Here is a 24,978-nt window from a genome sequence, read left to right as displayed (position 1 = left end):
TCAAAAGGGGAATTGCATTGATGAAGCTAACAGGAAGAATACTGAAATATTACAGCAGGATCATTGCTGAATGCATACCTTTGTTTGTAACAGCAGGACTGTTGTCAGTCTTTTCAGCAGGAGCATTTCAGAATAAGTATTTGTTTGAAATGTCCAATATATTGTCCTTTTTGGTGATTCCGGTATTTATGGGATACAAAGCAGGAACAGTGTGCGGCGGGGATGCCGGCGGTTTAGCCGGCACCCTGGCCGCTTCTGCCGTTGTCATGACGGAGCCTGCCTCTGCCATGATTTTGTCTGCCATAGCAGGAAGCCTTGCAGGATTTTTCTGCCGGAAGGGGCTGGATCGGATTAAGAACCGGATTCCAGCCGGATTTGAGATGCTTTTCACCAACCTGTACCTGGCTGGACTGGGCCTGCTGGCAGGAGTGTTTACATACTACCTGATGATACCGGTGGCCACCTGGCTGATCAGTTTTCTGGGAAATGGCTTGTTCTTGATGATAGAACAAGGAGTCATTCCCCTGATCAGCTTTTTGGTAGAGCCTTTAAAGATTATTTTTTTCAACAACTGGATCAACCACGGCTTTTTTCTCCCTCTTGGCCTGGAGCAGTTGAAGGTAAACAGCAGTTCCATTTTATTTCTTCTGGAAACCAACCCGGGACCAGGATTTGGAATTTTGCTGGCCCATGCCCTGATTTATAAAAACATGAGAAAGCAGATGTATTCCAGCCTTATTATCCAGTCCTTAGGCGGCATCCATGAGATTTATTTCCCCTATGTGCTGTCGGACATCCGGCTGCTGGCCGCTGCCATAGCAGGAAGTCTTGCAGGAAATTACTGCTTCATGGTGACAGGCAGCGGACTTTTAGGCCCCGCTTCTCCCGGAAGCGTGCTCACCATTTTAATTATGGCGGACAAAAGCCATTGGCTGGGCGTGATTATGGGTATTTTGATTTCCGCAGCAGTGACCTGTCTGCTTTCTTGCCTGATTATGTCTGGAAAAAAGGGAAAGCTTACTGCTGAGGAAGAAAATATACAGAAAGACGAAGGGATACAGGTGAGAAGAATTCAACATGCTAAAATATATTTTGTATGCGACGTGGGCATGGGCTCCAGTGCCATGGCAGGCGCCCTGTTTAAAAAAAGGCTGATGCTGGAAGGCTTGAAAGGCATTGAAGTGTTCCACGTATCGGCTGACCGCATTCCCGAGGATGCGGATGTGATCGTTTGCCAGAAGAGCTTTGCCCGTTTTCTGCCGGAAACCAATAAGCCCTGTTTTACTGTGGAGAATCTGACGGATATGTCCGGCTATAGAGAACTCCTCAACTGGTTAATGGGAGGTGGGGAAGATGGCAAACAGTGATTTTACACCCAGAATGCAGCAGATCGTTCTGGCTCTTTTAAATGAAAACGGGCCTGTTCCTGTCAAACAGCTTGCGGACCAGATAAATATCAGCAAAAGAACAGTACAAAGGGAATTGGAATTCATTCCAAAGGCATTAAAAAAATATGGGCTCACTTTTTGCTCCAAAACAGGAACCGGAATCTGGCTGGAGGGAGAGAAGGACTTGATGGAATCCTTAAAGGAGGAACTGGAAGCGGATGATGCCCTTGATGTTTCAGACCGGATTGAACGTCAAAAGCGCCTGATTCTGGAAATTCTAAAGGATAAGACATTAAAAAAGCTGTATTACTACAGTGACCTCTTCGGAGTCAGCGAGGCTACCGTCAGCTCTGATCTGGAGGCGGTGAAGGAGTGGTTTCACAAATACCATCTGGAAATAAAGAGGAAGCCCGGATACGGTGTGTTCATTGAGGGCAGTGAGCGGGACTTCCGCCGCGCCCTTAGGGTATTTATTGATGAAAACATCCATACGGAAATCATACAGGAGATGTACGAGGCTCGGAACCAGTCAGTGCTGAAGGTGGTTCAGAATAAAAGTGAGAGAAATATTTACCGGATTTTAGATGACGATATTGTAAAGCGGGTGACAGCCTGCATTCTGCGGATACGGGACAAGCGTATTCTCAATCTGACCCAGGAATCTTACCTTGGACTGGTGATCCATGTGGCTATTGCCGTAAACCGCATCCGCAGACAGGAGATTATTGAGGAAAATCCCCTTATGGAAGATTCCCTGCAAAATGACCCGGACTATGATTTGGCGGAAACCATCACCAGGTCCCTGGAAGAAGAATTTCAGATTCAGATTCCGGAAATTGAATGCGCCTACATCTGCCTGCACATCAAAGGCTCTAAGATTCAGAATTTGAACATTGATGAAAAGTCCAGAAGTGAGATCGAAGAATCCAGAGAGCTGTGGGACGTGGTCAATGAAATGATTGATTGCTATGACGAAAACATTGCCTATCTGTTAAAACAGGATGAGGAATTTGTAATTCAGGGCTTAATTGCCCATTTAAAGCCCACACTGGTCCGCCTTGCCAATGGCATGAAGATTCAAAATCCCCTGCTGGACCAGATTAAACAGGATTATCCCGAGATTTTTAAGCGGTGCAGAACCGTTGCAAAGGTGATTGAGGGAAAATACGGGTATGAGGTGCCGGAATCGGAAATCGGGTTTCTCGCCATTCATTTCGGTGCGGCAGAGGTTCGTATGGAGAGCAAAAAAGAAAGCCGGAGAAAGGTAAATATGGGGATTGTCTGCGCCAGCGGAATCGGAATTTCACGGTTCATGTCATCCAAGATTGCCAGGGATTTTTCGGACAGGGTGGAGCTGTCGGTTTATGGAATGACGGATTTGACCCCTTATGTGCTCAGTAAAACGGATTTCTTTGTATCTACCATGTCCCTTAGTGAGCAAGCCGATATCCTGTACGTAAGCCCTCTGCTGCCTGCTGAAGACATGGAGCGGATAGCCGGTAAGGTGCGCCAGTTTGAATACGTGCCGAAAAAGCAGGATAACCAGGAGTTTACCATCCAACTGGATCAGGTGAATTTCATGGCTGTCCAGATTAAGAGCATCATAAAGCTTATGGAATACCAGCGGGTGGACAATGGAATCACCTTTGAAGAGCTGCTGATTGCTGTCAGTGAAAAACTGGCGGTTTATGCGGACCGGCAGAGGATGATTCAGGAAGATTTAATGAGAAGGGAACAACTGTGCAGCCAGATATTCCCCGACTTAAACTTTGCCCTGCTTCACGCCAGAACCGAAGGCGTGGCAAAGCCGGTGTTTTCCGTCTGCCAGACAAAGGATGGAAAGTCCTTTCTTGACCCATATTTCAGGGGAGTCTGTGTTGTTTTGGTCATGCTGGTGCCAAAGGATGACCATGCGGCAGAAAACAGTGAGATTTTGGGAGTGTTAAGCGAGCGGCTGATTGAGGAAGAAGAATTTCTGGAAGCTGTGAGGTTCGGGGAAAAAGAAGAAATAAGGTCTTTGGTTTCCCGGTATTTGAATCAATATTTTAAACACTATCTGGATAAGATGTAAGGAACAAAAACAGCAAAAGTGTGTGTGCCAATGGCTTTTCATCAGCCCCTGACATATACACTTTTGTGCTATAAAAATCAGGAACCCTCAGATTTGGCATTATCAGATGGCGCCAAAAGCCATTTTGTTTTCATTGAAAAAGGGGATAACATACCGCTATAATTTAAGTAGAAAGTAAGCACAGGAGGGCAAAGACGTGTTTGGATATGGGAAAAAGAAAGAAGAAAAGGCAGAGCTTCTGGAGCTTAAGAATATCCGTTTAAATTGCAGGCCAGGAGAAAAGGACGAGATTATCAGACAGGTGGGACAACTGCTGTATGAAAGCGGCTGCGTTGAGGAATCCTACATCGACGCCATGCTGAAACGGGAACTGTCATTTCCCACCAACATCGGCAACGGAATCGCACTCCCTCACGGCGTGGAGGAAGCGAAGAAGACAATTAAGCGCTCCGGTATTGCAGTCATGGTATTTCCTGACGGAACGGACTGGGGCGGGGAAATGGTGAAGCTGGTCATCGGCATTGCAGGATCAGGAGAGGATCATTTAGGAATACTCTCGGTTATTGCAGAGTGTCTTGCCGACCCGGCAGATGTGGAACGTATTATGGGATACAGTGCGGAAGAAATTCATACCATGTTTACGGGAAAGGGGTGTTCCTGATGATTGTTACAGTTACCATGAATCCAGCCATCGATAAAACCGTGGATATTGACCGGCTTGAGCGTGGGGACTTAAACCGGATTAAACGGGTGGAGCTGGATGCCGGGGGCAAGGGCATTAACGTTTCTAAGACCATTAAGGAATTGGGCGGAAAAAGCATTGCAACAGGCTTTGTGGGAGGAATAAACGGCACCATTATCAAGCACGTTCTGGCAGACCAGGGCATTGAAACGGATTTCGTGGAAGTGAATGGGGAAACCAGAACCAATTTAAAGGTAGTGGAAGAAAATGGAGAGGTGACGGAGCTCAATGAACCGGGACCGGAGGTGTCTAAGGAGCAGTTGGAAGATCTGCTGAAACGGCTTGACGGCTATGCAGGGCCGGAAACCTTGTTTGTTCTGGCAGGAAGTATACCGAAGGGTATTCCCACTGACATATACCGCAGGATTACGGAATCGGCCCACCGGAAGGGAGCAAAGGTTCTCTTAGATGCAGACGGCCCGTTATTTTCTGAATCATTGAAGGCGGCACCGGATATGTTAAAGCCCAACCGTTCCGAGCTGGAACGATATTACCGGATGGACTACCGGGCTTCCGAACAGGAACTGGTTACCATGGGGCTGGGACTGCTGGATAATGGAACCCATATGGCGGTAATTTCCATGGGACAGATGGGGGCGGTTTTCTTAACAAGAGAGAAACAGTACCGTTGTCCCGGACTTCTGGTAAAGGCCCATTCAACTGTCGGAGCCGGAGATGCCCTGGTAGGGGCTATGGCTTATGGCTGGGATGAAAAGCTTCCTTTAGAAGACTGCATCCGCCTGTGCATGGGAGCCTCAGCAGGAGCAGTTACCAGCATAGGAACCAAGCCCCCAAGCCGGGAGCTGGTGGATGAACTGGCTAAAAAGGCAGAATTATTGGAAATTCGTAAATGAGATTGAATGAATCAGGTTGGAGGAGATAAATATGAAGACAAAAGCAGTGAGAATGTATGGTAAGGATGATTTGAGGCTGGAGGAATTTGAACTGCCCCAGATCAAGGATGATGAGATTCTTGTAAAAATTGTAAGCGACAGCATCTGCATGTCTACCTATAAATTAGTACAGCAGGGAGACAAACATAAACGGGCACCTAAAAACATCAGCACCAATCCGGTGATCATCGGCCATGAATGCGCAGGATTAATTGTAGAAGTGGGAAAAAAGTGGCAGGATCAGTTTCAACCAGGACAGAAGTTTTCCCTGCAGCCTGCCTTAAACTACATGGGAAAGCTGGATTCTCCCGGTTATTCCTATGAATTTTGCGGAGGCGCATGCACTTACTGCATTATGCCTAATGAGGTCATGGAACTGGGATGCCTTCTGGAATATACAGGGGAGAGCTTCTTTGAGGCATCCTTGGGAGAGCCTATGAGCTGCATCATAGGCGGGTTCCATGCCAACTACCACACCAATAAAAGAAATTACGATCATGCAATGGGCACAAAGGTGGATGGAAATATCCTGATCATGGGAGGCTGCGGCCCCATGGGCCTGGGAGCGGTCAGCTATGGCCTCCAGTTTGAAAATAAGCCAAAGCGGATCGTGGTGACGGATATCAGCGATGATCGGATTGCACGGGCGAAAGAAGTGATTTCAGAGGAATCTGCAAGGGAAAGAGGAATCGAGCTTCTCTATGTAAACACCAGTAAGATGGAAGACCCTATTGCCGGCTTAATGGCTCTTACAGGTGACCATGGCTATGATGATGTGTTTGTATACATCCCTGTCAGAGAAGTGGCGGAGATGGGAGATAAGCTGCTGGCCTTTGACGGCTGCATGAACTTCTTTGCAGGTCCTACGGATAACCAGTTTAAAGCGGAAATCAATCTCTATAACTGTCACTACACCAGCACCCACATTATGGGAACCACAGGCGGCAACACCGATGACCTGATTGAAGCCAATAAGCTTTCCGCAGAAGGAGCCATTGAACCGGCGGTTATGGTGACACATGTAGGCGGAATTGACTGCATTGCAGAAGCAACCATGAACCTGCCTTCCATACCAGGAGGGAAAAAGCTGACTTATACCCAGTTTGATATGCCGTTGACGGCCATTGATGACTTTGAGGAGCTGGGCAAAACCGACCCGCTGTTTAAAAAGCTCAGTGAGTCCTGCAAAGCCCATAGGGGATTGTGGAACGGAGAAGCGGAAAAGATCCTTTTTGAGCATTTTGGAATTGATTCCAGCGAATTATAAATTTCATATAAAAAACCAGGGTTTTAATCCTCAGACCAGGATGAAAGCCCTGGTTTTTTTGCGTGAAAAAAGCAGTTACCAGGGCTTACCTTAAATTTTAGAATTGTTTTATAAATTCTCTGGGCCAGGTGTGATATAATACCTTTACATGTAATTAATTTTTTGCTGCAGATTTTAGGATCAAACCATGAGAGGGGCGAAAAAATTGAAATTAAGGTTGAGAACCCGTCTGGTGGTAGCCTTTGTAATTATTACTGTAATCCCTTTAATCCTCATATTTGCGGTGGTTTTAGGGCTTGGCAATTATCAGATGAAGGCTTTCCGGAAAGCCTATAATTTAACGGAGCAGGTGGACCTTTTATCCGGTAATTCTCTGCAGATTTTTAACCGCCTGACCGGGGCGGAATTAAGGGAGATCAGCCAGGTTTTAGAAAATGATCCCCAGAAGATTTCTGACCCTGACTATCTGAATATGCTCAATGAGCGGCTCATGTCCAAATATGCTTATATGATCGTCCGGAAGGGAGAGGAGCTGGTCTTTGACGGAAACAGCCATATTACTCAGGGCCTTTACAAACAGCTTCCCAAATTTGAGGAAATTGACAGCACCATTGAAGGCGCTATTTATTTAGACGGAGAAACACAGCATTTGCTAAAGCAGATTGACTTTTTGTATCCGGATAAGGCTAAGGGCAGCCTCTTCGTTGTTTCCAACGTAGATGGACTTTTACCGGAGATCAAGGTCATGATGGGGGAGATGCTGATGGCGATTATTCTGATCATCATTTTTACCGATGCAACCCTGGTTATGTGGGTGTACCGGTCCGTAGTAAGCCCCTTGGGAAGGCTTCAGGTTGCTACCAAGAATATCCGGGATGGCAATCTGGATTTTGCCCTGGAGGTGGAAAATGACGATGAGATCGGCCAGCTCTGCCAGGATTTTGAGGAGATGAGAATACGCCTCAAAGAATCCGCAGAGGAAAAGATCCAGTATGACAAGGAAAACAAGGAATTGATCAGCAATATTTCCCACGACTTAAAAACCCCCATTACAGCCATTAAGGGCTACGTGGAGGGCATTATGGATGGAGTGGCATCCTCCCCGGAAAAGCTGGACCGCTATATCAGAACCATTTACAACAAGGCCAATGATATGGATAAGCTGATCGATGAGCTGACTTTTTATTCCAAGATCGATACCAATAAAATCCCCTATACATTTTCCAAAATCAATGTGGCCGGCTATTTCCGGGACTGCGTTGATGAGGTGGGGCTTGAGATGGAGGCCAGAAACATTGAGCTTGGGTATTTCAATTATGTGGATGAGGATGTGTCGGTCATCGCAGATGCAGAGCAGATGCGCCGGGTCATTAACAATATTGTCAGCAATTCTGTGAAATACATGGATAAGAAAAATGGAATTATTAACATCCGGATTAAGGATGTGGGAGATTTCATTCAGGTGGAAATTGAAGACAACGGCAGAGGAATTCCGGCAAAGGATCTGCCAAATATCTTTGACCGGTTTTACCGCACTGACTCTTCCAGGAATTCGTCCCAGGGAGGCAGCGGAATCGGTTTATCCATCGTGAAAAAGATCATTGAAGATCACGGAGGCCGGATATGGGCTACCAGTAAGGCAGGAATTGGAACGGAGATCCATTTCGTTTTAAGAAAATATCAGGAGGTCATACAGGAATGAGCAGAATACTGATCGTTGAAGATGAGGAAAGCATTGCAGAGCTTGAGAAAGATTATCTGGAGCTGAGCGGGTTTGAGGTAGAGATTGAGAACAACGGAGAAGCTGGGCTTGATCTGGCTCTTCATGAGGATTTTGATCTGGTGATCCTGGATCTGATGCTTCCCGGGGTGGATGGCTTTGAGATATGCAGGAAGGTGAGAGAGGTGAAGAATACACCTATTATCATGGTTTCTGCAAAAAAAGAGGATATTGATAAGATCCGGGGCCTGGGTCTGGGCGCTGATGATTATATCACAAAGCCCTTTAGCCCCAGCGAGATGGTCGCCAGGGTAAAGGCCCATTTAGCACGCTACGAAAGGCTGATCGGAAGCGGCATGCCAGACAATGAAATCATTGAAATCCGTGGCCTGAAGATCGATAAGACCGCAAGGCGGGTGTGGGTCAATGGAGAAGAGAGGAATTTTACCACCAAGGAATTTGACCTTTTGACCTTCCTGGCTCAGAACCCCAACCATGTTTATACAAAGGAAGAGCTGTTCAGCAAGATATGGGACATGGAATCCATCGGCGATATTGCCACGGTTACGGTTCATATTAAGAAGATCAGGGAAAAAATTGAGTTCAATACAGCAAAGCCCCAGTATATTGAAACTATATGGGGAGTGGGGTACCGGTTTAAGGTGTAATCTTGACAATACACTAAAATTAGTGTAATATGAAACTAGCTAAAAAGTTAAATGTGTCCACAAGAACACAAAGCGAAATCCCGTGTATGCCAGTACACGGGATTTCTTTTCGGCTAGCTGTCTTCATGATTTCGATCTAGCCATTTGCAGACATAGTAGCCAGCTATGCCTGCCGCGACCGAAATAAAAAAGTTAAATATGTACTCCACAAAAACACCTCCTTCCTACTGGAAAGAGTCGACAGCATATTTATTATACTGTATTAGGAAGGCGGTGTCTATGGAAAGGAGCCCGGAAAACATGAAAGAAAAATTATATGAAATACCATTAAATGACGCCATGGATGCAGGAGAGGAATGCCCTTTCTGCTTCCTGGAGCGAAAAACAGAGCAGGAGCTGATGGACTTTGTACTTGGCTCCTGCGCTTCTTATATGGAGAGCGATACAAGGGAAAGCACAGATAAGGAAGGCTTTTGCCGGACACATCAGAAAAAGATGTTTGATTACGGCAATGCCCTTGGAAACGGCTGGATCTTAAAAACTTATTATAAGAAGCTAGTCAAAGAGATGAAGGAAGAGTTTCAGGGCTTTGCTCCCGGAAAGACCTCTTTTAAGGACCGTCTTAAGGGAAAGAGCCAAAATGCCAATTCAATCCACTCATGGGTTGAGGAAAAGGAAAAGACCTGCTATATCTGTGACCGTTTTTCAGAGCGGTATGAACGTTACCGCGCCACATTTTTCCATTTATACAAAAAGGATTCTGCATTTCGGGAAAAACTGAAGGCTAGCAAGGGCTTCTGCCTCCATCACTTCGGAGATTTATGCCAGGGAGCAGACCAGTATTTGAGCGACGGGGAACGGAAGGAATTCTATCCCATTATCTTTAACCTTATGGAACAGAACATGGAGCGGATATCTGGGGATGTTGACTGGTTTATTGAGAAATTCGACTATGCCAATAAAGACGCAGACTGGAAGGACTCCAAGGATGCGGTACAGCGGGGGATGCAAAAAATCCGGGGCGGATATCCCGGGGACCCGGTTTACCGGCTGAAATAGCCGCTCATTACTGGTTCAGCCGTTTGATCTGCCCCGGAGTATATCCCGTAGTCTGGCGGAAGGTGCGGATAAAATTGGAATAATCGTTAAAGCCGGACAAGTGGCAGGCTTCAGAAACCGTATGTCCCTGGGAAAGCAGTTCTTTTGCAAGAGAAACCCGTTTTACCACGATATATTGGAAGATGCTGCTTTTTGTTTCTGATTTAAACAAATGGCTTAAATAGTATTTATCAAGGGATAGGGCCTGGGAAATAGAGTCCAGGGTCAGGGGACTTGTCAGGTTCTTGTCTATGTAACTCATAATGGCCTGGGCCTTGTGGGGCCTTGGAGCAGTTTTAGAAGAACTGGTCTTTTGCCAGGCTTTGTTAATGAGTATTAATATCTGAATCAGGGTTGTAACAGCCGTTAAATCGCTGCCGTATGAGCAGCGGTTTTTTATTGCCTTTTCCAGGGTGCGGGCCAGGACAGACAGGCTTTCGTATTCCTCTCCGGAAAGGAGAACCATATTTCCGGTAGCAGGCTTTCTCTGAAAGCAGTCCAAAAGATTGGTATCAGGGGTGCAGTAAGGGCGGATGAAGGCCGGGTTTACATGGATAACCAGACGGGTGAAGGAGTTATCCGTGGTGTTAATTGCCTTATGAATCTCCCGGTTGGAAAACAAAATTAAGTTTCCAGGGGTCATATCATAGCAGACATTTTCTACAAAATACTGGATGTGACCGTCTAAAAGCAGGTAGATTTCATGACTGTTGTGCATGTGAAAATCCACATTTCCTGCCATCTGGCTGGTGGTAAAATTGCAACTGTAGGGTTCGGAAAATTCGCTGTAATCGTATTGTGATTCTTTGTTCATGTCCTCCTCCCGAAATAGACAACATACGCATATTTATAGTCAATCTACGCAAACAAATTGCGTCAAAATCATTGTATAATAAATTTACCACAGAAACAATCAAAAGAAAAGAGGATTAAATCATGATTCGGGTTGGGGTGATTGGTTGCGGAAATATAGGCGGAGTCCATGCCGGTATCCTGAAGGAAATAAAGCAGGCAGAGCTTTGTGCCATGGCAGACATCCGCATAGAACGGGCCCGGGAATATTCCGCCCGTTTTACAGAAGAAAAGGCGGCTGCATATGAATCCATGGAGGAAATGCTGGAGGCAGAAGAACTTCATGCGGTTCACATCTGCACCCCTCATAACTGCCATGTGCCTATGGCAGTAAAAGCCTTAAAAAAGGGAATCCACGTATTTATGGAAAAGCCGCCTGCCATATCCAGGGAACAGTTTCAGGAGCTTTTAAAGGTTTCCAAAGAAAGCCGGGGAAGGCTTGGAATCTGCTTTCAGAACCGGTATAACGAAACTACTAAAAAGGTCACCGAGCTTTTGGCAGAAGGCAGCCTGGGACGGATTAAGGGAGCAAGAGCCTTTGTGACCTGGCACCGGGATGCCTCTTACTACACAGAAAGCGGCTGGCGGGGAAAGCTTGAAACAGAGGGGGGCGGAGCACTGATCAACCAGTCCATTCATGCCCTGGACCTGCTTTTAAACTGGCTTGGAAAGCCGGTCTGGACGGAAGCCACCACAAGCAACCACCACTTAAAGGGCATTGTGGAGGTAGAGGATACCCTGGAGGCGTATATGGCCTTTACAGAAGGGCCGGAGCCGGTAAGTGCCTGCTTTTATGCCACCACCGCCTACGGGGCTGATGCGCCTGTATTTTTAGAGCTTGTGTGCGAAAATGGATTTGTCCGTCTGGAAGGAACCTCTGTCTGGTATCAGAATGGGAAAGACGAGGAGCCTGTTATATGGCGTTCCTCTAAAACCTCCATGCCTGGAAAAGCCTACTGGGGAAATGGCCATGAAGCCTGTATCCGGGATTTTTATGACTGCCTGGAATCCGGGAAGGTTTATGCCAATGATCTGGCTTCCACAGAAAATACATTTTACACCATGATGGATATTTACGATTCAGCGAGAAAAGAGGAGAGGTAAAAAATGGATAAGGTAAGACTGGGAATTATCGGAATTGGAAACATGGGAACCAACCACAGCAAAAGTCTGATAGAAGGCAAGGTTCCTGAACTGGAGCTGGCTGCAATCTCAGACCGCCAGGAAAGCAGAAGGGATTGGGCAAAGGAAAACCTTCCGGAATCTGTTGTTATTTTTGAAGAGGGAAAGGATTTGATCGAGTCGGGAGTATGCGATGCGGTTCTCATTGCAGTACCTCATTATCAGCACCCGGAATTGTCCATCATGGCCTTAAGCCAGGGACTTCATGTTCTTTGTGAGAAGCCTGCCGGGGTTTACACAAAGCAGGTGCGGGAAATGAACGAAGCGGCAGAAAAAAGTGACCGTGTCTTTGCTATGATGTTCAACCAAAGAACCAACTGCATCTACCGGAAAATGCATGAATTGGTCACAAGCGGAGAGCTGGGAGCCATCAAGCGGGTCAACTGGATTGTAACGGACTGGTACAGAACCCAGTCTTATTACGATTCCGGAAGCTGGAGAGCCACCTGGGATGGAGAAGGCGGAGGTGTTTTATTAAACCAGTGTCCTCATAACATGGACTTAATCCAGTGGATATGCGGAATGCCCAGCAAGGTTCAGGCCTTCTGCCACAATGGAAAATGGCATGATATTGAGGTTGAAGACGATGTGACAGCTTACCTGGAATACCCTAACGGAGCAACAGGAGTCTTTGTCACCACCACCGCCGATGCACCGGGCACCAACCGGTTTGAAATCACCCTGGAAATGGGCAAGCTGGTGTGTGAAAATGACAAGCTGACCCTTCACAAGCTGGCAGTCAATGAGCGCACCTTCTGCAAGACTGCAAAAGGCGGCTTTGACACTCCGGAATGCACTGTGACAGAGGTGGAAACAGACGGTGAGAATGAACAGCATGTAGGGGTCATGAAAGCGTTTGCAGGAAAAATCCTTCACGGAACTCCCCTGATTGCAGAAGGTGTGGAAGGAATCAGCGGCCTGACCCTGTCCAACGCCATGCATTTATCCAGTTGGCTGAATCAGGCAGTGGAACTGCCCTTTGACGAAGATTTGTTTTTGGAAGAGTTGAATAAGCGCCGTAATTCCTCCCGGAAAAAAGAGGGAAGCGGCGTGGTATTTGATACAGAAGGAAGCTATTAAGCAGGGAAAAGGAGAGAAAATTATGTGGAACGGAATACAGTTATCAGGTTTTGCAGATGAAATCGATATGAGCCTGGAAAAGCAGATTGAGGTATTGAAAAAGCTGGGCATCAGTCACGTGGAAATGCGGGGTGTTAACGGAAAGGGCCTGGTAGAGCATTCCATCGAAGAAGCGGGAGAGGTTAAGAAACGCCTTGATGGGGAGGGAATCCGCCTGTCCTCTGTAGGCTCTCCCATCGGAAAAATCAACATCAAAGATGAATTTGCACCTCATATGGAGCTTTACAAGCATACGGTGGAAATCGCTCATAAGATGGGAACTCCCAACATCCGCATGTTCAGCTTTTTTATGCCTCAGGATGAAAGTTATGATCCCTACCGCGGGGCTGTCATGGACCGCTTGGGACAGTTTGTGGATTATGCAAAGTCCAATGATGTCCTGCTTCTTCATGAAAATGAAAAGGACATTTACGGGGACGTGGCTGACCGGTGCATGGAAATTATGAAGGCATTTTATGGGGATCATTTTAAGGCTGTTTTTGACTTTGCAAACTTTGTACAGTGCAGGCAGGATACCTTAGAAGCCTATGAGATGTTAAAGCCCTATATCGCCTATATCCATATAAAAGATGCCTTATGGTCTGATGCCAGCGTTGTACCTGCCGGAATGGGGGATGGGCATGTAGAAGAAATCCTGAAAATGCTGAAAAAAGAAGGATATGAGGGCTTCCTGTCCTTAGAGCCCCATTTAAGCGATTTTGCAGGCTTTCACGCCTTAGAGCAGAACGTTTCCCAGAAGAAAAAACTCAGCGGGGAAGAGGCATTTACCATGGCTTACGAAGCCTTGAAACAGATATTAGACAGGATTTAAATGCATGTCCGGGGCCTTGGGGAAGCGTTTTCCAGGGCCCCGGCATTTTATGGAAATAAAAATAATCCTTGACTTTTGGTATAAAACTTTTTATAATAACAGAAATCAAACGACCACATTAAGCAAAGACGCTTAAGAACTTAAGATTCTTAGGTGATTTTTGCTTTTTTTACAGAAAAATGTCCAAAAAGAGAGGGGATGGAAGTATGCCAGACATGGTTAAAGTTGAAAACTTAAAGAAAAATTTCGGAGACTTAGAAGTCTTAAGGGATATCAGTCTTACGGTGAAAGAAGGCGAAAAACTGGTCATCATCGGGCCCTCCGGTTCAGGAAAATCGACCTTCATCCGCTGTATCAATTACTTAGAGGAGCCGACCAGCGGCAAAGTCACTGTAGCAGGAACAGAGGTGACAAAGAAAAACCACCTGGAGATGGCGAAAAAGTATTCTTCTATGGTATTTCAGCAATTTAATTTATACCCCCATCTCACTGTTTTGGAAAATCTCACATTAGCGCCCATGAAACTGCAGCACGTTTCCAAGGAGGAGGCAAGGAAAGAAGCCACCCGGTGTCTGGAGCGGGTCGGCTTAAAGGAAAAGGCAGGGAACTATCCCATCCAGCTTTCCGGCGGACAGCAGCAGAGGGTAGCCATAGCCAGAGCCTTATGCACCAAACAGCCTTTGATTCTTTTTGATGAACCAACCTCTGCTCTGGACCCTGAAATGGTTCAGGAGGTATTAAACGTTATGATAGAGTTAGCTCAGGAAAATATCACCATGATCTGTGTAACTCATGAGATGGGTTTTGCCCGCCAGGTAGCAGACCGCGTAATCTTCATGGATGGCGGCTACATTCTGGAAGAGGGAACTCCGGAACACTTCTTTACATCACCGGAACATGACCGGACCAAAGCGTTTTTAAGCAAAATCCTTCATTAAGGACGTTGTTTAAATAATAAAATATGAGGAGGAATATTATGATGAAGAAAATGTTATCACTTGCACTAACCCTTGCCATGGCGGCATCCTTAACAGCTTGCGGTGGTTCAAAGGCTCCGGAGCCAACCACAACAGCAGCTCCTGCAGAATCCACTACTGCAGCAGGTTCTACAGAAGCAGGTTCTACAGAAGCAGCAGGCGGTGCCGCAGCGGCAGACGTCCAGAAGATTATTGACCGCGGCGTTTTAAAGGTAGGCTGCAAGGTTGATCTCCCGAAGCTCAGCTTACAGAACACAGCAACCGGAGAATACGAAGGCTTTGAAGATGACCTGGCATATGAGATCGCCGGCTCCATCTTCGGCGTTACTGCAGCAGAAGCAAAAGAAAAGAAACTGGTGGAATTCCAGGGCGTAACCGCTAAGACAAGAGGACCTCTTCTTGAAAACGGCGAAATCGATCTGGTAATCGCTACCTTCACCATTACACCTGAAAGAAAAGAAACCTATAACTTCTCTACTCCATACTACACCGATGCTGTAGGCTTACTGGTAAATAAGGATTCCGGCATCAATTCCATCGAAGATCTGGATAAGAAGATCATCGGTGTCGCCCAGTCTTCCACAACCAAGGATGTATTCAAGAAGTATGTAGAAGAAAAAGGCTTTAACGTAAATCCTGAATTCCAGGAATTTGACGGATATCCTGCAATGGCTCAGGCACTTGCTACCAAGCAGATCGACTGCTTCTCTGTTGACCGTGCGATCTTAGCAGGCTATGTTAATGACGGAAATCACATCTTAGAGGATCGTTTTGCACCACAGGAATATGGAGTGGCATCTGCAAAAGAAAATACAGGGCTTGCTGCTCTGGTAGAAGAAAAAGTCACTTCCATGATTTCTGACGGTTCATTATTAACTCTTCAGGATACATGGGGATTACAGTAATCTGTTTCGTAAAGGAAAACTGACATGATAAAAGGTCTTTTTGATGCAAAACGCTGGGATGCCCTGTTTAAGGCATTTCCGGAATACTATATACCAGGATTTTTTATGACACTTAAAATATCATTCGTAGGGCTGGCCGTAGCGCTGGTCCTGGGAGTGGTATTCGGTATGTTTTCGGCGACGAAATTCAAACCACTTAGGATACTTTCACGAATTTACGTGGAATTTATACAGAATACGCCTCTGGCTTTGCAGGTGATGTGCTATTATTCCGTACTCCCCATGCTGTTTTCCAGTTCAGGCTTCCGGATTCCCAAATTCGTTCTGGGAGTGATCGGAGTGGGGGTTTATCATGGCGCCTACATATCGGAGGTCATAAGGACTGGAATTGAAGCAATTCCAAAAGGCCAGTCTGAGGCTGCGGCATCCCAGGGATTTTCTTACCTGGAAACCATGTATCATATTATACTGCCCCAGACCATAAAGATTATCATGCCGCCCCTTGCAAATCAGGCTTTAAATCTGGTGAAGAACACCTCCATACTGGCTATGGTGGCCGGTATGGACTTAATGTACTTTACCGACTCCTGGGGTGCTGAGCGCGGGTACTTTGCCCAGGCATACTTTACCAGCGCCCTGATGTACTTTATTATCTGTTTCCCGCTTGCAAGGCTGGCCCGTTATCTGGAAATCCGTTCTATGCGGCTGCCGGCTCCCAAAAGAATTGACTTACAGTCGGATGAGGAGGTCGCATGAGAGAATTATTTAATCAGATATTTACAGCAGCTAATGTGACCTTCATGCTGAAGGGACTTAGAATGACAATTATGGTGGCTATCCTGGCCACCATAATCAGTATATTTTTCGGAACCCTTTTAGCCCTCATTCGGACCTATTCAACGGGAAAATGGAGATGGGCGGGAACCCTTGTAGCTGTTTATACAGAGTTTTTCCGCTGTACGCCCAACCTTTTGTGGATACTTTGGATTTACTTTACCATTAAGGGAAATAAGGTAGCAGTAACCGTGTTTGCCATATCCTTGTTTACCTCGGCAGTTATGGCTGAAATATTCAGGGGAGGTCTTAACTCCATTCCTCAGGGACAGTTTGAAGGGGCCCAGTCTCAGGGCTTCAGTTTCGTTCAGACCCTTTGGTATATTGTACTCCCTCAGATGTATAAGAAGGTCATTCCAGCCATGCTCAGTCAGGTAATCACCATTATCAAGGATACTTCCTTCTTAAAAATGGTGGATGTGGCAGAATTCATGAGAAACAGTGCCATTGTTATGGGAAGCATATACGATGTGCGCGGCATGCTGATGCTGTTTGCTTTTCAGGCTCTCTGTTACTTTATCATCTGTTTCGCTTTAAGCTGTGTGGTACGGGGTTACCAGAAAACCCTTGTAACCGGTTAGGGAGGGAATTTTTAAATGGAGAAGTTTACAATTACCATTGCCCGTGAGTTCGGAAGCATGGGACGTCCGATTGCCAAGGAATTGTCCAAAGAACTGGGCGTGGAAATCTATGACAGAGACATTGTGGAGGCAGTTGCCAATCAACTGAAGCTCCCTGTTTCTACCATAAGCAATGAGGAAGAACGGGCAAAGCAGGCTTTTCTTCCCCACATGTTTCCTTTGGGAACCGATGAAGATTACATGCAGGATATTATATTTGAGGTTCAAAAGGGAATTATTCTGGACCTGGCAAAAAAATCAAGCTGCATTGTAGTGGGAAGGTGTTCAGACTTTGTGCTGGCAAATGAGAAAAATACAGTCCATATTTATATCTACGCCTCCTATACAAAGCGGGTGGAAAATTGCGTAAAGACCCTGGGAATGACGCCTACCGAAGCAAAGCGGGCGATCGCTTCCGTTGACAAGGCCAGAAATGCCTATCACAAAAAATACGCAGGTTACTTACCCAGTGATCCCAAACATAAACACCTGATGATTGATTCTTCTCTTCTTGGCGTAACCGGTACGGCAATGATGATTGCAGGAGCTGTACGCCAGCTCTATCAGGATAAATAAATCAGAATCAATATAAGAGGTTCCTCTGGTAAATGTTTTGCCGGAGGGGCCTCTTATATTGACATTATGGACTCCCGGAATTAAACTGAAAGAAAGAAGCCGGGCCGGGACAGTCTGCCCGGAGGAAATCATATTGGGCGGCAGGAGGAGAAAAACGTGCGTTATCGGTTAAAGAAAAAGCTGGTTCCACTGGAGCCGGGAGAAGCAGTGATACCGGGGGAGGCCCTGGTGGAGATCATGAGCCGGGAGGAGTACCGGAAGCTTCACCATACCCGCTACCAGGACCATTTGCTCATAAAAAACCTGGAAAGTGCCCGGTACAGCAGGGCTGACTTATTAAAGGACTGCATCATCGGAACCTTTGTGGTTCCGGATAAAAAGGATCTGCTGGGAAGTCCGGCGATATTCGGCTATTACATGGACCGGGAAAAGCTTGTATTTGTAGACGACAGCGGAGAAGTGAAGAAAATCCTTCACGAACTCCAAAGGGAACAGATATTGGAAAAGACCAGCATTTCCCACCTGTTTTTTGAACTTTTGGAATTTCTGGTAAAGGATGAGGCGGAATTTTTGCAGAGCTATGAGGAAAGTTTGACGGAAATGGAAGACCGGATTATGAGCGGAGAGCACAGCCGGATGGATGTTCCCGCTTCTATATTAAAGGTGAGGAAAGAGCTGGCCAGGATTTCCTCCCATTACGGACAGCTTCTCAACGTGAGCCAGACCCTGACGGAAAATTACAACGGGCTTTTAAAGGAAGAGGAATGCGCATTCTTTCATTTATATTCCGGACGTGTGGAACGGCTGGCGGAGCACGGAAGGGAGCTTCGTGAATATGCCCTTCAGCTTCGGGAAATGCACCAGTCCCGGATGGAGGCCAGACGGAACCATTCTCTGTCCTTTTTAACCATGGCAACCGCTGTTTTTTCCCCTCTGACCTTGATTGCAGGATGGTATGGGATGAACTTTAAAAATATGCCGGAGCTGAACTGGACTTACGGGTATCTGGTCTGCGTTTTTGTCAGCTTATTTCTGATTGTGGCAGAAATTTGGTACTTTAAAAGAAACGGCTGGTTTCGGAAATAAAAATTAAGGTCATACCCTTGACATGAAAAAAAAAATCTGTTATAGTTTATGCTTGTGTGAAACGAGAGGATGGAGGTCTGAAACGTGCCTGATGCCTCTCGTTTTATTTGCGAAAGTGTGTGTGAGGCGGTCGGCAACATGGGAACCCGGCTAGCCATGAGAAAGGGACTAATCATTTATGGAGACAGTTAGATTTGATGAGTTACAGTTAGACGAGAGAATTCTGCGTGCAGTGGCAGATATGGGATTTGAGGAGGCATCTCCGATTCAGGCCCAGGCCATTCCGGTGCAGATGGAGGAAAGGGATATTATCGGTCAGGCTCAGACAGGAACCGGTAAAACAGCAGCTTTTGGAATTCCCCTTCTTCAGAAAGTTGATCCTAAGGTAAAAAAGCTTCAGGCGGTTGCCCTCTGCCCTACCAGGGAACTTGCTATTCAGGTGGCAGATGAGGTCCGCAGGCTTGCAAAATATATGCATGGCGTCAAAGTCGTTCCGATTTACGGAGGACAGGATATTGTAAAACAGATCCGTTCTTTAAAGGATGGTACTCAGATCATCATTGGAACACCCGGTCGTGTGATGGATCATATGCGCCGCAAAACCGTGAAATTCGACCAGGTTCATACGGTGGTCATGGATGAAGCTGATGAAATGCTGAACATGGGATTTTTAGAGGACATGGAAACTATTTTAAGCCAGCTTCCGGAGGAGCGCCAGACCGTTATGTTCTCCGCTACCATGCCTCCGGCTATTATGGAAATAGCCAGAAAGTTCCAGAAGGAGCCTGTTACCGTTAAGGTGGTTAAAAAGGAACTGACCGTTCCCAAGGTGACCCAGTATTATTATGAAGTAAAACCAAAGAGCAAGATGGAGGTTATGTGCCGTCTTCTTGATATGTATGCGCCAAAGCTTTCCGTTGTTTTCTGCAATACCAAAAAGCAGGTAGATGAGCTGGTACAGGCTCTTCAGGGACGTGGATACTTTGCGGAAGGCCTTCACGGCGATTTGAAGCAGATACAGCGTGACAGGGTCATGAACAGCTTCCGTAACGGTAAGACAGAGATCCTTGTGGCTACCGACGTTGCAGCCCGTGGAATCGACGTAGACGACGTTGAGGCGGTATTTAATTACGACCTTCCCCAGGACGATGAGTATTATGTACACAGAATCGGCCGTACAGGCCGTGCCGGACGTGAAGGTATTGCTTTCAGCTTTGTAGTGGGCAAGGAAGTTTATAAGCTCCGCGACATTCAGCGCTACTGCAAGACCAAGATCGTTCCCCAGGCCATTCCTTCCTTAAATGACGTAACAGCCATTAAGGTAGATAAGGTTTTGGAGAGTGTGGCAGATACTATCAATGATACAGATTTAAGCAAGATGGTAAACATCATTGAGAAAAAGCTTCTGGAAGAGGATTATACCTCTCTGGATCTGGCAGCAGCCCTGCTTAAGATGATGCTGGGCGAGGAAAATGAAGACATCATTGATGCAAGAGAGCCCCGCTCCCTTGACGATCTGGACAATTACGGCAGCGCAGGCCGGGGACGCGGCAGAAGTGGAAACGGAAGTGGAAATGGCCGCGGGGGCAGATATGATTCCTCCTCCAGGGAAGATGTGGCCCGTCTGTTCATCAACATTGGAAAGAACCAGAATGTGAAACCGGGAGATATCCTGGGAGCCATCGCCGGAGAATCAGGAATGCCGGGAAGAATGGTTGGAAGTATTGATATGTATGATAAGTACACCTTTGTAGAAGTTCCGAGGGACACTGCGGATGCAGTGTTAAAGGCTATGAAGGATGTAAAGATCAAAGGAAAAAATATCCATATGGAAAAAGCCAACGGAAAAGGCAGATAAATTTCCGGGAGCGGGACAAAGAAGGAAGAGGTTGTAAATCTTACCAGGAGCGTCCCGCTCCTGTTTTTTTATTATCTTGCTTCTTGGGGGGAAAGGGGGTAAAATATTCACGAAAGCAATGAGCAGTGCGAAACGGGGCGTAAGGAAATTTTCGTTGTGCTTGCACATAAGAAAATTTGTTTATGTCCTGTTTCATAGGGCGAATGCCCGTGAGCCATGGAATCCGGAGGATTCCATGGCCTGCACTGCGGACTCACTTCACAACAAGCCTTTAAACATGCAGATTGGAGAATACAATACCATGGCAGATTGGAAGAAAAACGACATCATAGAAACAATCATAGAAGATATAAGCGAAACCGGAGAAGGCATAGGAAAAACCGATGGCTTCACCTGGTTTATCAAAGATACAGTCATCGGCGATCAAGTAGAAGCCAAAGTAATGAAAACAAAAAAATCCTACGGCTTCGCAAAACTGGAACGAATCATCACCCCCTCCCCCGCCCGCATAGAGCCCCGGTGTCCGGTAGCCAGACAATGCGGCGGATGCCAGCTTCAAGCCATGAGCTATGAGGAGCAGCTTAAGTACAAGGAAAGAAAGATTTACAATAATATCACCAGAATCGGAGGTTTTAAAAACGTCCCCATGCTTCCTATTATGGGAATGGACGAGCCCTGGAGATATCGAAACAAAGCCCAGTTCCCCTGGGGTGTGGATAAAGAAGGAAACATCATTGCCGGGTTTTATGCAGGAAGAAGCCATACGATTATTGAATGCGACGATTGCCTGTTAGGCGTAGAAGAAAACCGTGAAGTATTACAAAGAATTAAGTCGCACATGGAAAAGCATGGACTCAGACCTTATGATGAATCCTCCCATAAAGGCCTAATCCGCCATACCTTAATCCGCAAAGGATTTAAAACAGGTGAGATCATGGTCTGTCAGGTTATCAATGGGAAGAGTTTACCTCACAAGGATGAACTGGTAAAAAGCCTATTAGAAATCCCCGGAATGACCAGCATTTCCATTAACATAAATACAGAACAAACCAATGTAATTTTAGGAAATAAAATAGAAAACCTTCACGGCCCAGGCTACATTACAGACTATATCGGAGAAGTAAAATACCGCATTTCCCCATTATCATTTTACCAGGTAAACCCCGTACAGACAGAAAAACTATACGGCACCGCCCTAGAATATGCCGGACTTACAGGCGGAGAAGTTGTATGGGACCTTTACTGCGGGATTGGAACTATTTCTCTATTTTTAGCTCAGAAGGCAAAAAAGGTATATGGAGTGGAAATCGTGCCCCAAGCCATCGAGGATGCCAGAGAAAATGCCAGGTTAAATGGGATTGACAACGTAGAGTTTTTTGTAGGAAAGGCCGAAGCGGTTTTGCCGGAACAGTTTGAAAAAAATCATGTATACGTCGATGTAATCGTGGTAGACCCACCCAGGAAGGGATGCGATGAAATATGCCTGGAGACTATTGTAAAGATGGCGCCTGAGAGGGTGGTGTATGTGAGCTGTGATTCAGCTACATTGGCCAGGGATATGAGGTATTTGGCGGATAGAGGATATGAGGTAGCGAAGGTTCGGGGGTGTGATATGTTCGGGTGGAGTAGTCACGTGGAGACGGTTGTTTCGCTGGAGAAGAAAGTCCAGTAAGTCAAAGTATTTCAAGGAGTAAGAAAAAAGAACGTTTTGACCAAAGGCACGATATTTATTAACCTCAAAATGTAAGACTATATAGTTATTTAACAAGCTATCAAAGCATTATGTGCCAATAAAGATTAAATTTGGGGGTGACGAGAAATGAAAATGTGGATTGAGATGAGCCGTGACGAAAAACATGGGGGTGATGAATGGGGATTTACAAAGTGCATCTGGGCTCCGACATATAAGAAAAGTGAAGGAGAAAAAAAATCATGGCCATTTTGGGATAATGTGAATAAAGTGAAGACTGGAGATATTGTCTTTCATCTTAGAGGAAAAGGGAAAAAGGCAGAATTTGTTGGATATTCAATTGCTAAGACTGATGGTCATGAAACCTTGGAACGTCCTCCGAGCCCCGGAAGTTGGGCTTATTGTAGTAGTTTTTATAGAGCTTTTTTAAGCGAATTTATAAGATTTAATAAACCAATCAGTCTTTATCAATTATTCAAGGAACATAATCTGGATTTTAAGAAGTATTATGAGCAAAAAGCCAAACCAAGGAATATATTTTATACAATACAATCGAATAGATTACAATGCTTAAATGGGGGATATCTGTCTGAAGTTGATGAAATGCTATTGGATATAATATTAGAGAATAACGAAGCGTTTGATGAGGAAGACTTTTCTGTTGGCTTATCCGTACCGACATCTGTGGCTATAAAACAAATAAAGGTTCGGGTAGGACATGCGCATTTTTCGGCTAATGTAAAAAATAATTATAATAATCGGTGCTGCTTTCCGGAATGTACGATTTCAGATAGGGAATTTTTAATTGCCTCTCATATTGCTAGGTGGGCCGATAATAGTGAAAAGCGTGGAGATACATCTAATGGTTTGTGTTTATGTCCTATTCATGACAAAGCATTTGAATTGGGCTATTTCTCATTAGATAATAACTTCAGAATATGCGTTAAAAAAAGGAGTGATCATAGTCAAATATTTAAAACGTATATTTTGCGATATATAGGCATGACTATATCAAAAGGTCTAATAGAACCAGATCGTGAAGCTCTTGCGGAGCATAGAAGAAGGAGCAATATTTCAGATGAGAGTGGTAATTAACATACATGTAATTTGAAGTGTAGCGAAACCTTTACTCTCCATATAAAAATGAAAGGTGGTTTTGCTACTCTATATAAAACTTCCAACCAAAGGAATGTGAGAAACTATTTGTTAACCTTTAAGGAAACTTTGTTTTGCACAGAGTGTGAGGCATTCCATTAAAGATATAGAAGAGGTTTGATGTATGAAAGATATTTTCTATCATTATTGCAATTTGGAGACCTTTAACAGTATTATCAGCAATCAGACTATAAGATTATCGGATTGTACAAAAACAAATATATTGAGGTACTGTAAAGAAAAGTAAATTTGTTTTGGAAATATATCCACTTGAATTTTTGATTAGTAGATTCAAATACTTTATCATAATAATGGAACTTGGAGGTGAAAATATTGAATAGCAGAAAACATATGGGAAAAAATAAAGAGGGAGTTATTTTTCCGGTTGCTCCAAATCTTTCCGAAATGAGTGATAGCTATTTGCAGTTTATAGAAGAAATCAAAAATGAAGTTCAAAAACAGAGAATTACTGTTGTAATGAATGCAAATTCCAGTATGATTCGCCTATACTGGAATATTGGAAGAGCAATTTTGAAGAAGCAAGAGGAAGAAGGCTGGGGAGCCAAGGTTATAGACCGAATGGCAAAAGATTTGAAGGAAACATTTCCCGAAATGTCCGGTTTCTCTCCAAGAAACATAAAGTACATGCGTAAGTTTGCTCAGTGTTGGTCAGATTATGAAATTGTGCAACGGGTTGCTGCACAAATTCCATGGAGAACTAATCTCAAATTGATAGATAAATTGGAAGATGAAGAAAGCCGCATCTGGTATGCACAAAAAGCAATTGAAAATGGGTGGAGCAGCACTATTTTGGACTTGCAGATACAAAGCAAATTGATGGAGCGCACCGGTAGAACCGTTAATAATTTTCCGTCAGCGCTTCCGCCAGTAGATTCTGATATGGCAAATCAAATATTTAAAGATCCATATTTATTTGACTTTTTAGGAACAGATATGCCGCGACGTGAGGTTGAAATCGAGCGTCAATTGACTACACATATCCAGAAGTTTTTATTAGAATTAGGGCAGGGATTTGCATTTGTGGGCAGGCAAGTACATCTGGAGGTAGGTGGGCAGGACTTCTATATTGATTTGCTGTTCTATCATCTTAAATTACGTTGCTATGTAGTCATTGAATTGAAAGCCTGTGATTTTGAGCCTGGTTTTATCAGTCAACTTAATATGTATCAAAATGTGGTAAATGATATTCTATGCCATCCAGACGATAAACCAACTATTGGTTTACTTTTGGTTAAGGGTAAAAATCAGACAGTTGTGGAGTATTCTTTATCTGGATATCAGAATCCAATTGGTGTAGCAGAATGGAAAAATCAAATGGAGAAATCTTTACCAGAAGAATTATGGAGTAGCCTCCCTTCCATCGAAGAAATTGAGAGAGAGTTGGAATGAAAGTGTACATCTTGTAGCATAATTTTCAAATTTGT

22 protein-coding genes are annotated in these 24,978 nt (G+C 45.1%); 21 read left to right on the top strand and 1 reads right to left on the bottom strand.

Annotation, left to right across the window (positions count from 1 at the left end; all coding sequences use genetic code 11):
- Positions 1-20 precede the first annotated feature (20 nt).
- The 8 genes from V7M78_RS03110 to V7M78_RS03075 all read left to right on the top strand — a co-directional run bounded on the left by V7M78_RS03110 (position 21) and on the right by V7M78_RS03075 (position 9,808).
- Complete coding sequence (locus V7M78_RS03110; RefSeq protein WP_333646337.1) at positions 21-1,367, top strand: protein-N(pi)-phosphohistidine--sugar phosphotransferase; 1,347 nt, start codon at positions 21-23, stop codon at positions 1,365-1,367.
- Entirely contained in the window at positions 1,354-3,459 is a 2,106-nt protein-coding gene (locus V7M78_RS03105; protein ID WP_333646335.1) for a BglG family transcription antiterminator, read from the top strand. Before V7M78_RS03110 ends, V7M78_RS03105 begins: the two co-directional genes overlap by 14 nt.
- A 196-nt stretch (positions 3,460-3,655) precedes the next feature.
- The gene (locus V7M78_RS03100) at positions 3,656-4,120 is read left to right on the top strand and encodes a PTS sugar transporter subunit IIA (protein ID WP_333646333.1); all 465 of its coding nucleotides are present in this window, start codon (positions 3,656-3,658) and stop codon (positions 4,118-4,120) included.
- Positions 4,120-5,055 carry a 1-phosphofructokinase gene (pfkB, locus tag V7M78_RS03095; protein WP_333646331.1) on the top strand — a complete coding sequence of 312 codons (936 nt, stop codon included), beginning with the start codon at positions 4,120-4,122 and terminating at the stop codon, positions 5,053-5,055. Before V7M78_RS03100 ends, pfkB begins: the two co-directional genes overlap by 1 nt.
- A 31-nt stretch (positions 5,056-5,086) precedes the next feature.
- Positions 5,087-6,361, top strand: coding sequence for a zinc-binding dehydrogenase (locus V7M78_RS03090; RefSeq protein WP_333646329.1), 1,275 nt, complete (start codon positions 5,087-5,089; stop codon positions 6,359-6,361).
- Between the two features lie 205 nt (positions 6,362-6,566).
- Positions 6,567-8,063, top strand: a complete 1,497-nt coding sequence (locus tag V7M78_RS03085; RefSeq protein ID WP_333646328.1) for a sensor histidine kinase — start codon at positions 6,567-6,569, stop codon at positions 8,061-8,063.
- Positions 8,060-8,749, top strand: coding sequence for a response regulator transcription factor (locus V7M78_RS03080; protein ID WP_333646326.1), 690 nt, complete (start codon positions 8,060-8,062; stop codon positions 8,747-8,749). Before V7M78_RS03085 ends, V7M78_RS03080 begins: the two co-directional genes overlap by 4 nt.
- Positions 8,750-9,049: 300 nt before the next feature.
- Positions 9,050-9,808, top strand: a complete 759-nt coding sequence (locus V7M78_RS03075) for a DUF6062 family protein (RefSeq protein ID WP_333646324.1) — start codon at positions 9,050-9,052, stop codon at positions 9,806-9,808.
- A gap of 7 nt (positions 9,809-9,815) precedes the next feature.
- Here the strand turns inward: V7M78_RS03075 and V7M78_RS03070 are convergent, their stop codons facing one another.
- Positions 9,816-10,661, bottom strand: a complete 846-nt coding sequence (locus V7M78_RS03070) for an AraC family transcriptional regulator (RefSeq protein ID WP_333646322.1) — start codon at positions 10,659-10,661, stop codon at positions 9,816-9,818.
- A 122-nt stretch (positions 10,662-10,783) separates the two neighbouring features.
- Here V7M78_RS03070 and V7M78_RS03065 point away from each other — a divergent pair, with 122 nt between their 5' ends.
- From V7M78_RS03065 to V7M78_RS03005, 13 genes are all read left to right on the top strand, one after another.
- Positions 10,784-11,803 (top strand): Gfo/Idh/MocA family protein, encoded by a 1,020-nt coding sequence (locus V7M78_RS03065; RefSeq protein ID WP_333646320.1) that lies wholly within the window; start codon positions 10,784-10,786, stop codon positions 11,801-11,803.
- 3 nt (positions 11,804-11,806) lie between these two features.
- Complete coding sequence (locus V7M78_RS03060) at positions 11,807-12,961, top strand: Gfo/Idh/MocA family protein (RefSeq protein WP_333646318.1); 1,155 nt, start codon at positions 11,807-11,809, stop codon at positions 12,959-12,961.
- 22 nt (positions 12,962-12,983) lie between these two features.
- Positions 12,984-13,832 (top strand): sugar phosphate isomerase/epimerase family protein, encoded by an 849-nt coding sequence (locus tag V7M78_RS03055; protein WP_333646316.1) that lies wholly within the window; start codon positions 12,984-12,986, stop codon positions 13,830-13,832.
- Positions 13,833-14,038: 206 nt separating this feature from the next.
- On the top strand, positions 14,039-14,770 hold the full coding sequence (locus V7M78_RS03050) for an amino acid ABC transporter ATP-binding protein (protein ID WP_333646315.1): 732 nt from the start codon (positions 14,039-14,041) through the stop codon (positions 14,768-14,770).
- A gap of 38 nt (positions 14,771-14,808) precedes the next feature.
- Positions 14,809-15,714 carry a transporter substrate-binding domain-containing protein gene (locus tag V7M78_RS03045; protein ID WP_333646313.1) on the top strand — a complete coding sequence of 302 codons (906 nt, stop codon included), beginning with the start codon at positions 14,809-14,811 and terminating at the stop codon, positions 15,712-15,714.
- Between the two features lie 24 nt (positions 15,715-15,738).
- A complete protein-coding gene (locus tag V7M78_RS03040; protein WP_333646311.1) occupies positions 15,739-16,470 on the top strand; it encodes an amino acid ABC transporter permease in 732 nt (243 codons plus the stop codon).
- Entirely contained in the window at positions 16,467-17,129 is a 663-nt protein-coding gene (locus tag V7M78_RS03035) for an amino acid ABC transporter permease (RefSeq protein WP_333646309.1), read from the top strand. The genes V7M78_RS03040 and V7M78_RS03035 overlap by 4 nt, the downstream gene beginning before the upstream one ends.
- 15 nt (positions 17,130-17,144) lie before the next feature.
- A complete protein-coding gene (locus tag V7M78_RS03030) occupies positions 17,145-17,744 on the top strand; it encodes a cytidylate kinase-like family protein (protein ID WP_333646307.1) in 600 nt (199 codons plus the stop codon).
- A 156-nt stretch (positions 17,745-17,900) separates the two neighbouring features.
- A complete protein-coding gene (locus tag V7M78_RS03025) occupies positions 17,901-18,830 on the top strand; it encodes a magnesium transporter CorA family protein (protein WP_333646305.1) in 930 nt (309 codons plus the stop codon).
- A 178-nt stretch (positions 18,831-19,008) separates the two neighbouring features.
- Positions 19,009-20,688 (top strand): DEAD/DEAH box helicase, encoded by a 1,680-nt coding sequence (locus V7M78_RS03020; protein WP_333646303.1) that lies wholly within the window; start codon positions 19,009-19,011, stop codon positions 20,686-20,688.
- Between the two features lie 301 nt (positions 20,689-20,989).
- Complete coding sequence (gene rlmD / locus V7M78_RS03015; protein ID WP_333646632.1) at positions 20,990-22,360, top strand: 23S rRNA (uracil(1939)-C(5))-methyltransferase RlmD; 1,371 nt, start codon at positions 20,990-20,992, stop codon at positions 22,358-22,360.
- A 147-nt stretch (positions 22,361-22,507) separates the two neighbouring features.
- Entirely contained in the window at positions 22,508-23,473 is a 966-nt protein-coding gene (locus V7M78_RS03010) for an HNH endonuclease (RefSeq protein ID WP_333646301.1), read from the top strand.
- A gap of 411 nt (positions 23,474-23,884) precedes the next feature.
- On the top strand, positions 23,885-24,943 hold the full coding sequence (locus V7M78_RS03005) for a PDDEXK nuclease domain-containing protein (RefSeq protein WP_333646299.1): 1,059 nt from the start codon (positions 23,885-23,887) through the stop codon (positions 24,941-24,943).
- Positions 24,944-24,978: the final 35 nt, after the last annotated feature.

It is taken from the genome of Lacrimispora sp. (assembly GCF_036758025.1).
Taxonomy (GTDB): domain Bacteria; phylum Bacillota; class Clostridia; order Lachnospirales; family Lachnospiraceae; genus Lacrimispora.
The sequence above is the reverse complement of the archived record's forward strand: the minus strand, read 5'-3'. Positions and strand labels throughout refer to the sequence as shown.

Bases quoted from the DNA above. Each gene is read 5' to 3' on its own strand.
- V7M78_RS03090 (WP_333646329.1), top strand. From the start codon at position 5,087: ATGAAGACAAAAGCAGTGAGAATGTATGGTAAGGATGATTTGAGGCTG.
- V7M78_RS03010 (WP_333646301.1), top strand. From the start codon at position 22,508: ATGAAAATGTGGATTGAGATGAGCCGTGACGAAAAACATGGGGGTGAT.
- V7M78_RS03065 (WP_333646320.1), top strand. From the start codon at position 10,784: ATGATTCGGGTTGGGGTGATTGGTTGCGGAAATATAGGCGGAGTCCAT.
- V7M78_RS03110 (WP_333646337.1), top strand. From the start codon at position 21: ATGAAGCTAACAGGAAGAATACTGAAATATTACAGCAGGATCATTGCT.
- V7M78_RS03070 (WP_333646322.1), bottom strand. From the start codon at position 10,661: ATGAACAAAGAATCACAATACGATTACAGCGAATTTTCCGAACCCTAC.
- V7M78_RS03040 (WP_333646311.1), top strand. From the start codon at position 15,739: ATGATAAAAGGTCTTTTTGATGCAAAACGCTGGGATGCCCTGTTTAAG.
- V7M78_RS03055 (WP_333646316.1), top strand. From the start codon at position 12,984: ATGTGGAACGGAATACAGTTATCAGGTTTTGCAGATGAAATCGATATG.
- V7M78_RS03105 (WP_333646335.1), top strand. From the start codon at position 1,354: ATGGCAAACAGTGATTTTACACCCAGAATGCAGCAGATCGTTCTGGCT.
- V7M78_RS03050 (WP_333646315.1), top strand. From the start codon at position 14,039: ATGCCAGACATGGTTAAAGTTGAAAACTTAAAGAAAAATTTCGGAGAC.
- V7M78_RS03020 (WP_333646303.1), top strand. From the start codon at position 19,009: ATGGAGACAGTTAGATTTGATGAGTTACAGTTAGACGAGAGAATTCTG.
- V7M78_RS03030 (WP_333646307.1), top strand. From the start codon at position 17,145: ATGGAGAAGTTTACAATTACCATTGCCCGTGAGTTCGGAAGCATGGGA.
- V7M78_RS03075 (WP_333646324.1), top strand. From the start codon at position 9,050: ATGAAAGAAAAATTATATGAAATACCATTAAATGACGCCATGGATGCA.
- V7M78_RS03035 (WP_333646309.1), top strand. From the start codon at position 16,467: ATGAGAGAATTATTTAATCAGATATTTACAGCAGCTAATGTGACCTTC.
- rlmD (WP_333646632.1), top strand. From the start codon at position 20,990: ATGGCAGATTGGAAGAAAAACGACATCATAGAAACAATCATAGAAGAT.
- pfkB (WP_333646331.1), top strand. From the start codon at position 4,120: ATGATTGTTACAGTTACCATGAATCCAGCCATCGATAAAACCGTGGAT.
- V7M78_RS03060 (WP_333646318.1), top strand. From the start codon at position 11,807: ATGGATAAGGTAAGACTGGGAATTATCGGAATTGGAAACATGGGAACC.
- V7M78_RS03005 (WP_333646299.1), top strand. From the start codon at position 23,885: ATGGGAAAAAATAAAGAGGGAGTTATTTTTCCGGTTGCTCCAAATCTT.
- V7M78_RS03045 (WP_333646313.1), top strand. From the start codon at position 14,809: ATGATGAAGAAAATGTTATCACTTGCACTAACCCTTGCCATGGCGGCA.
- V7M78_RS03080 (WP_333646326.1), top strand. From the start codon at position 8,060: ATGAGCAGAATACTGATCGTTGAAGATGAGGAAAGCATTGCAGAGCTT.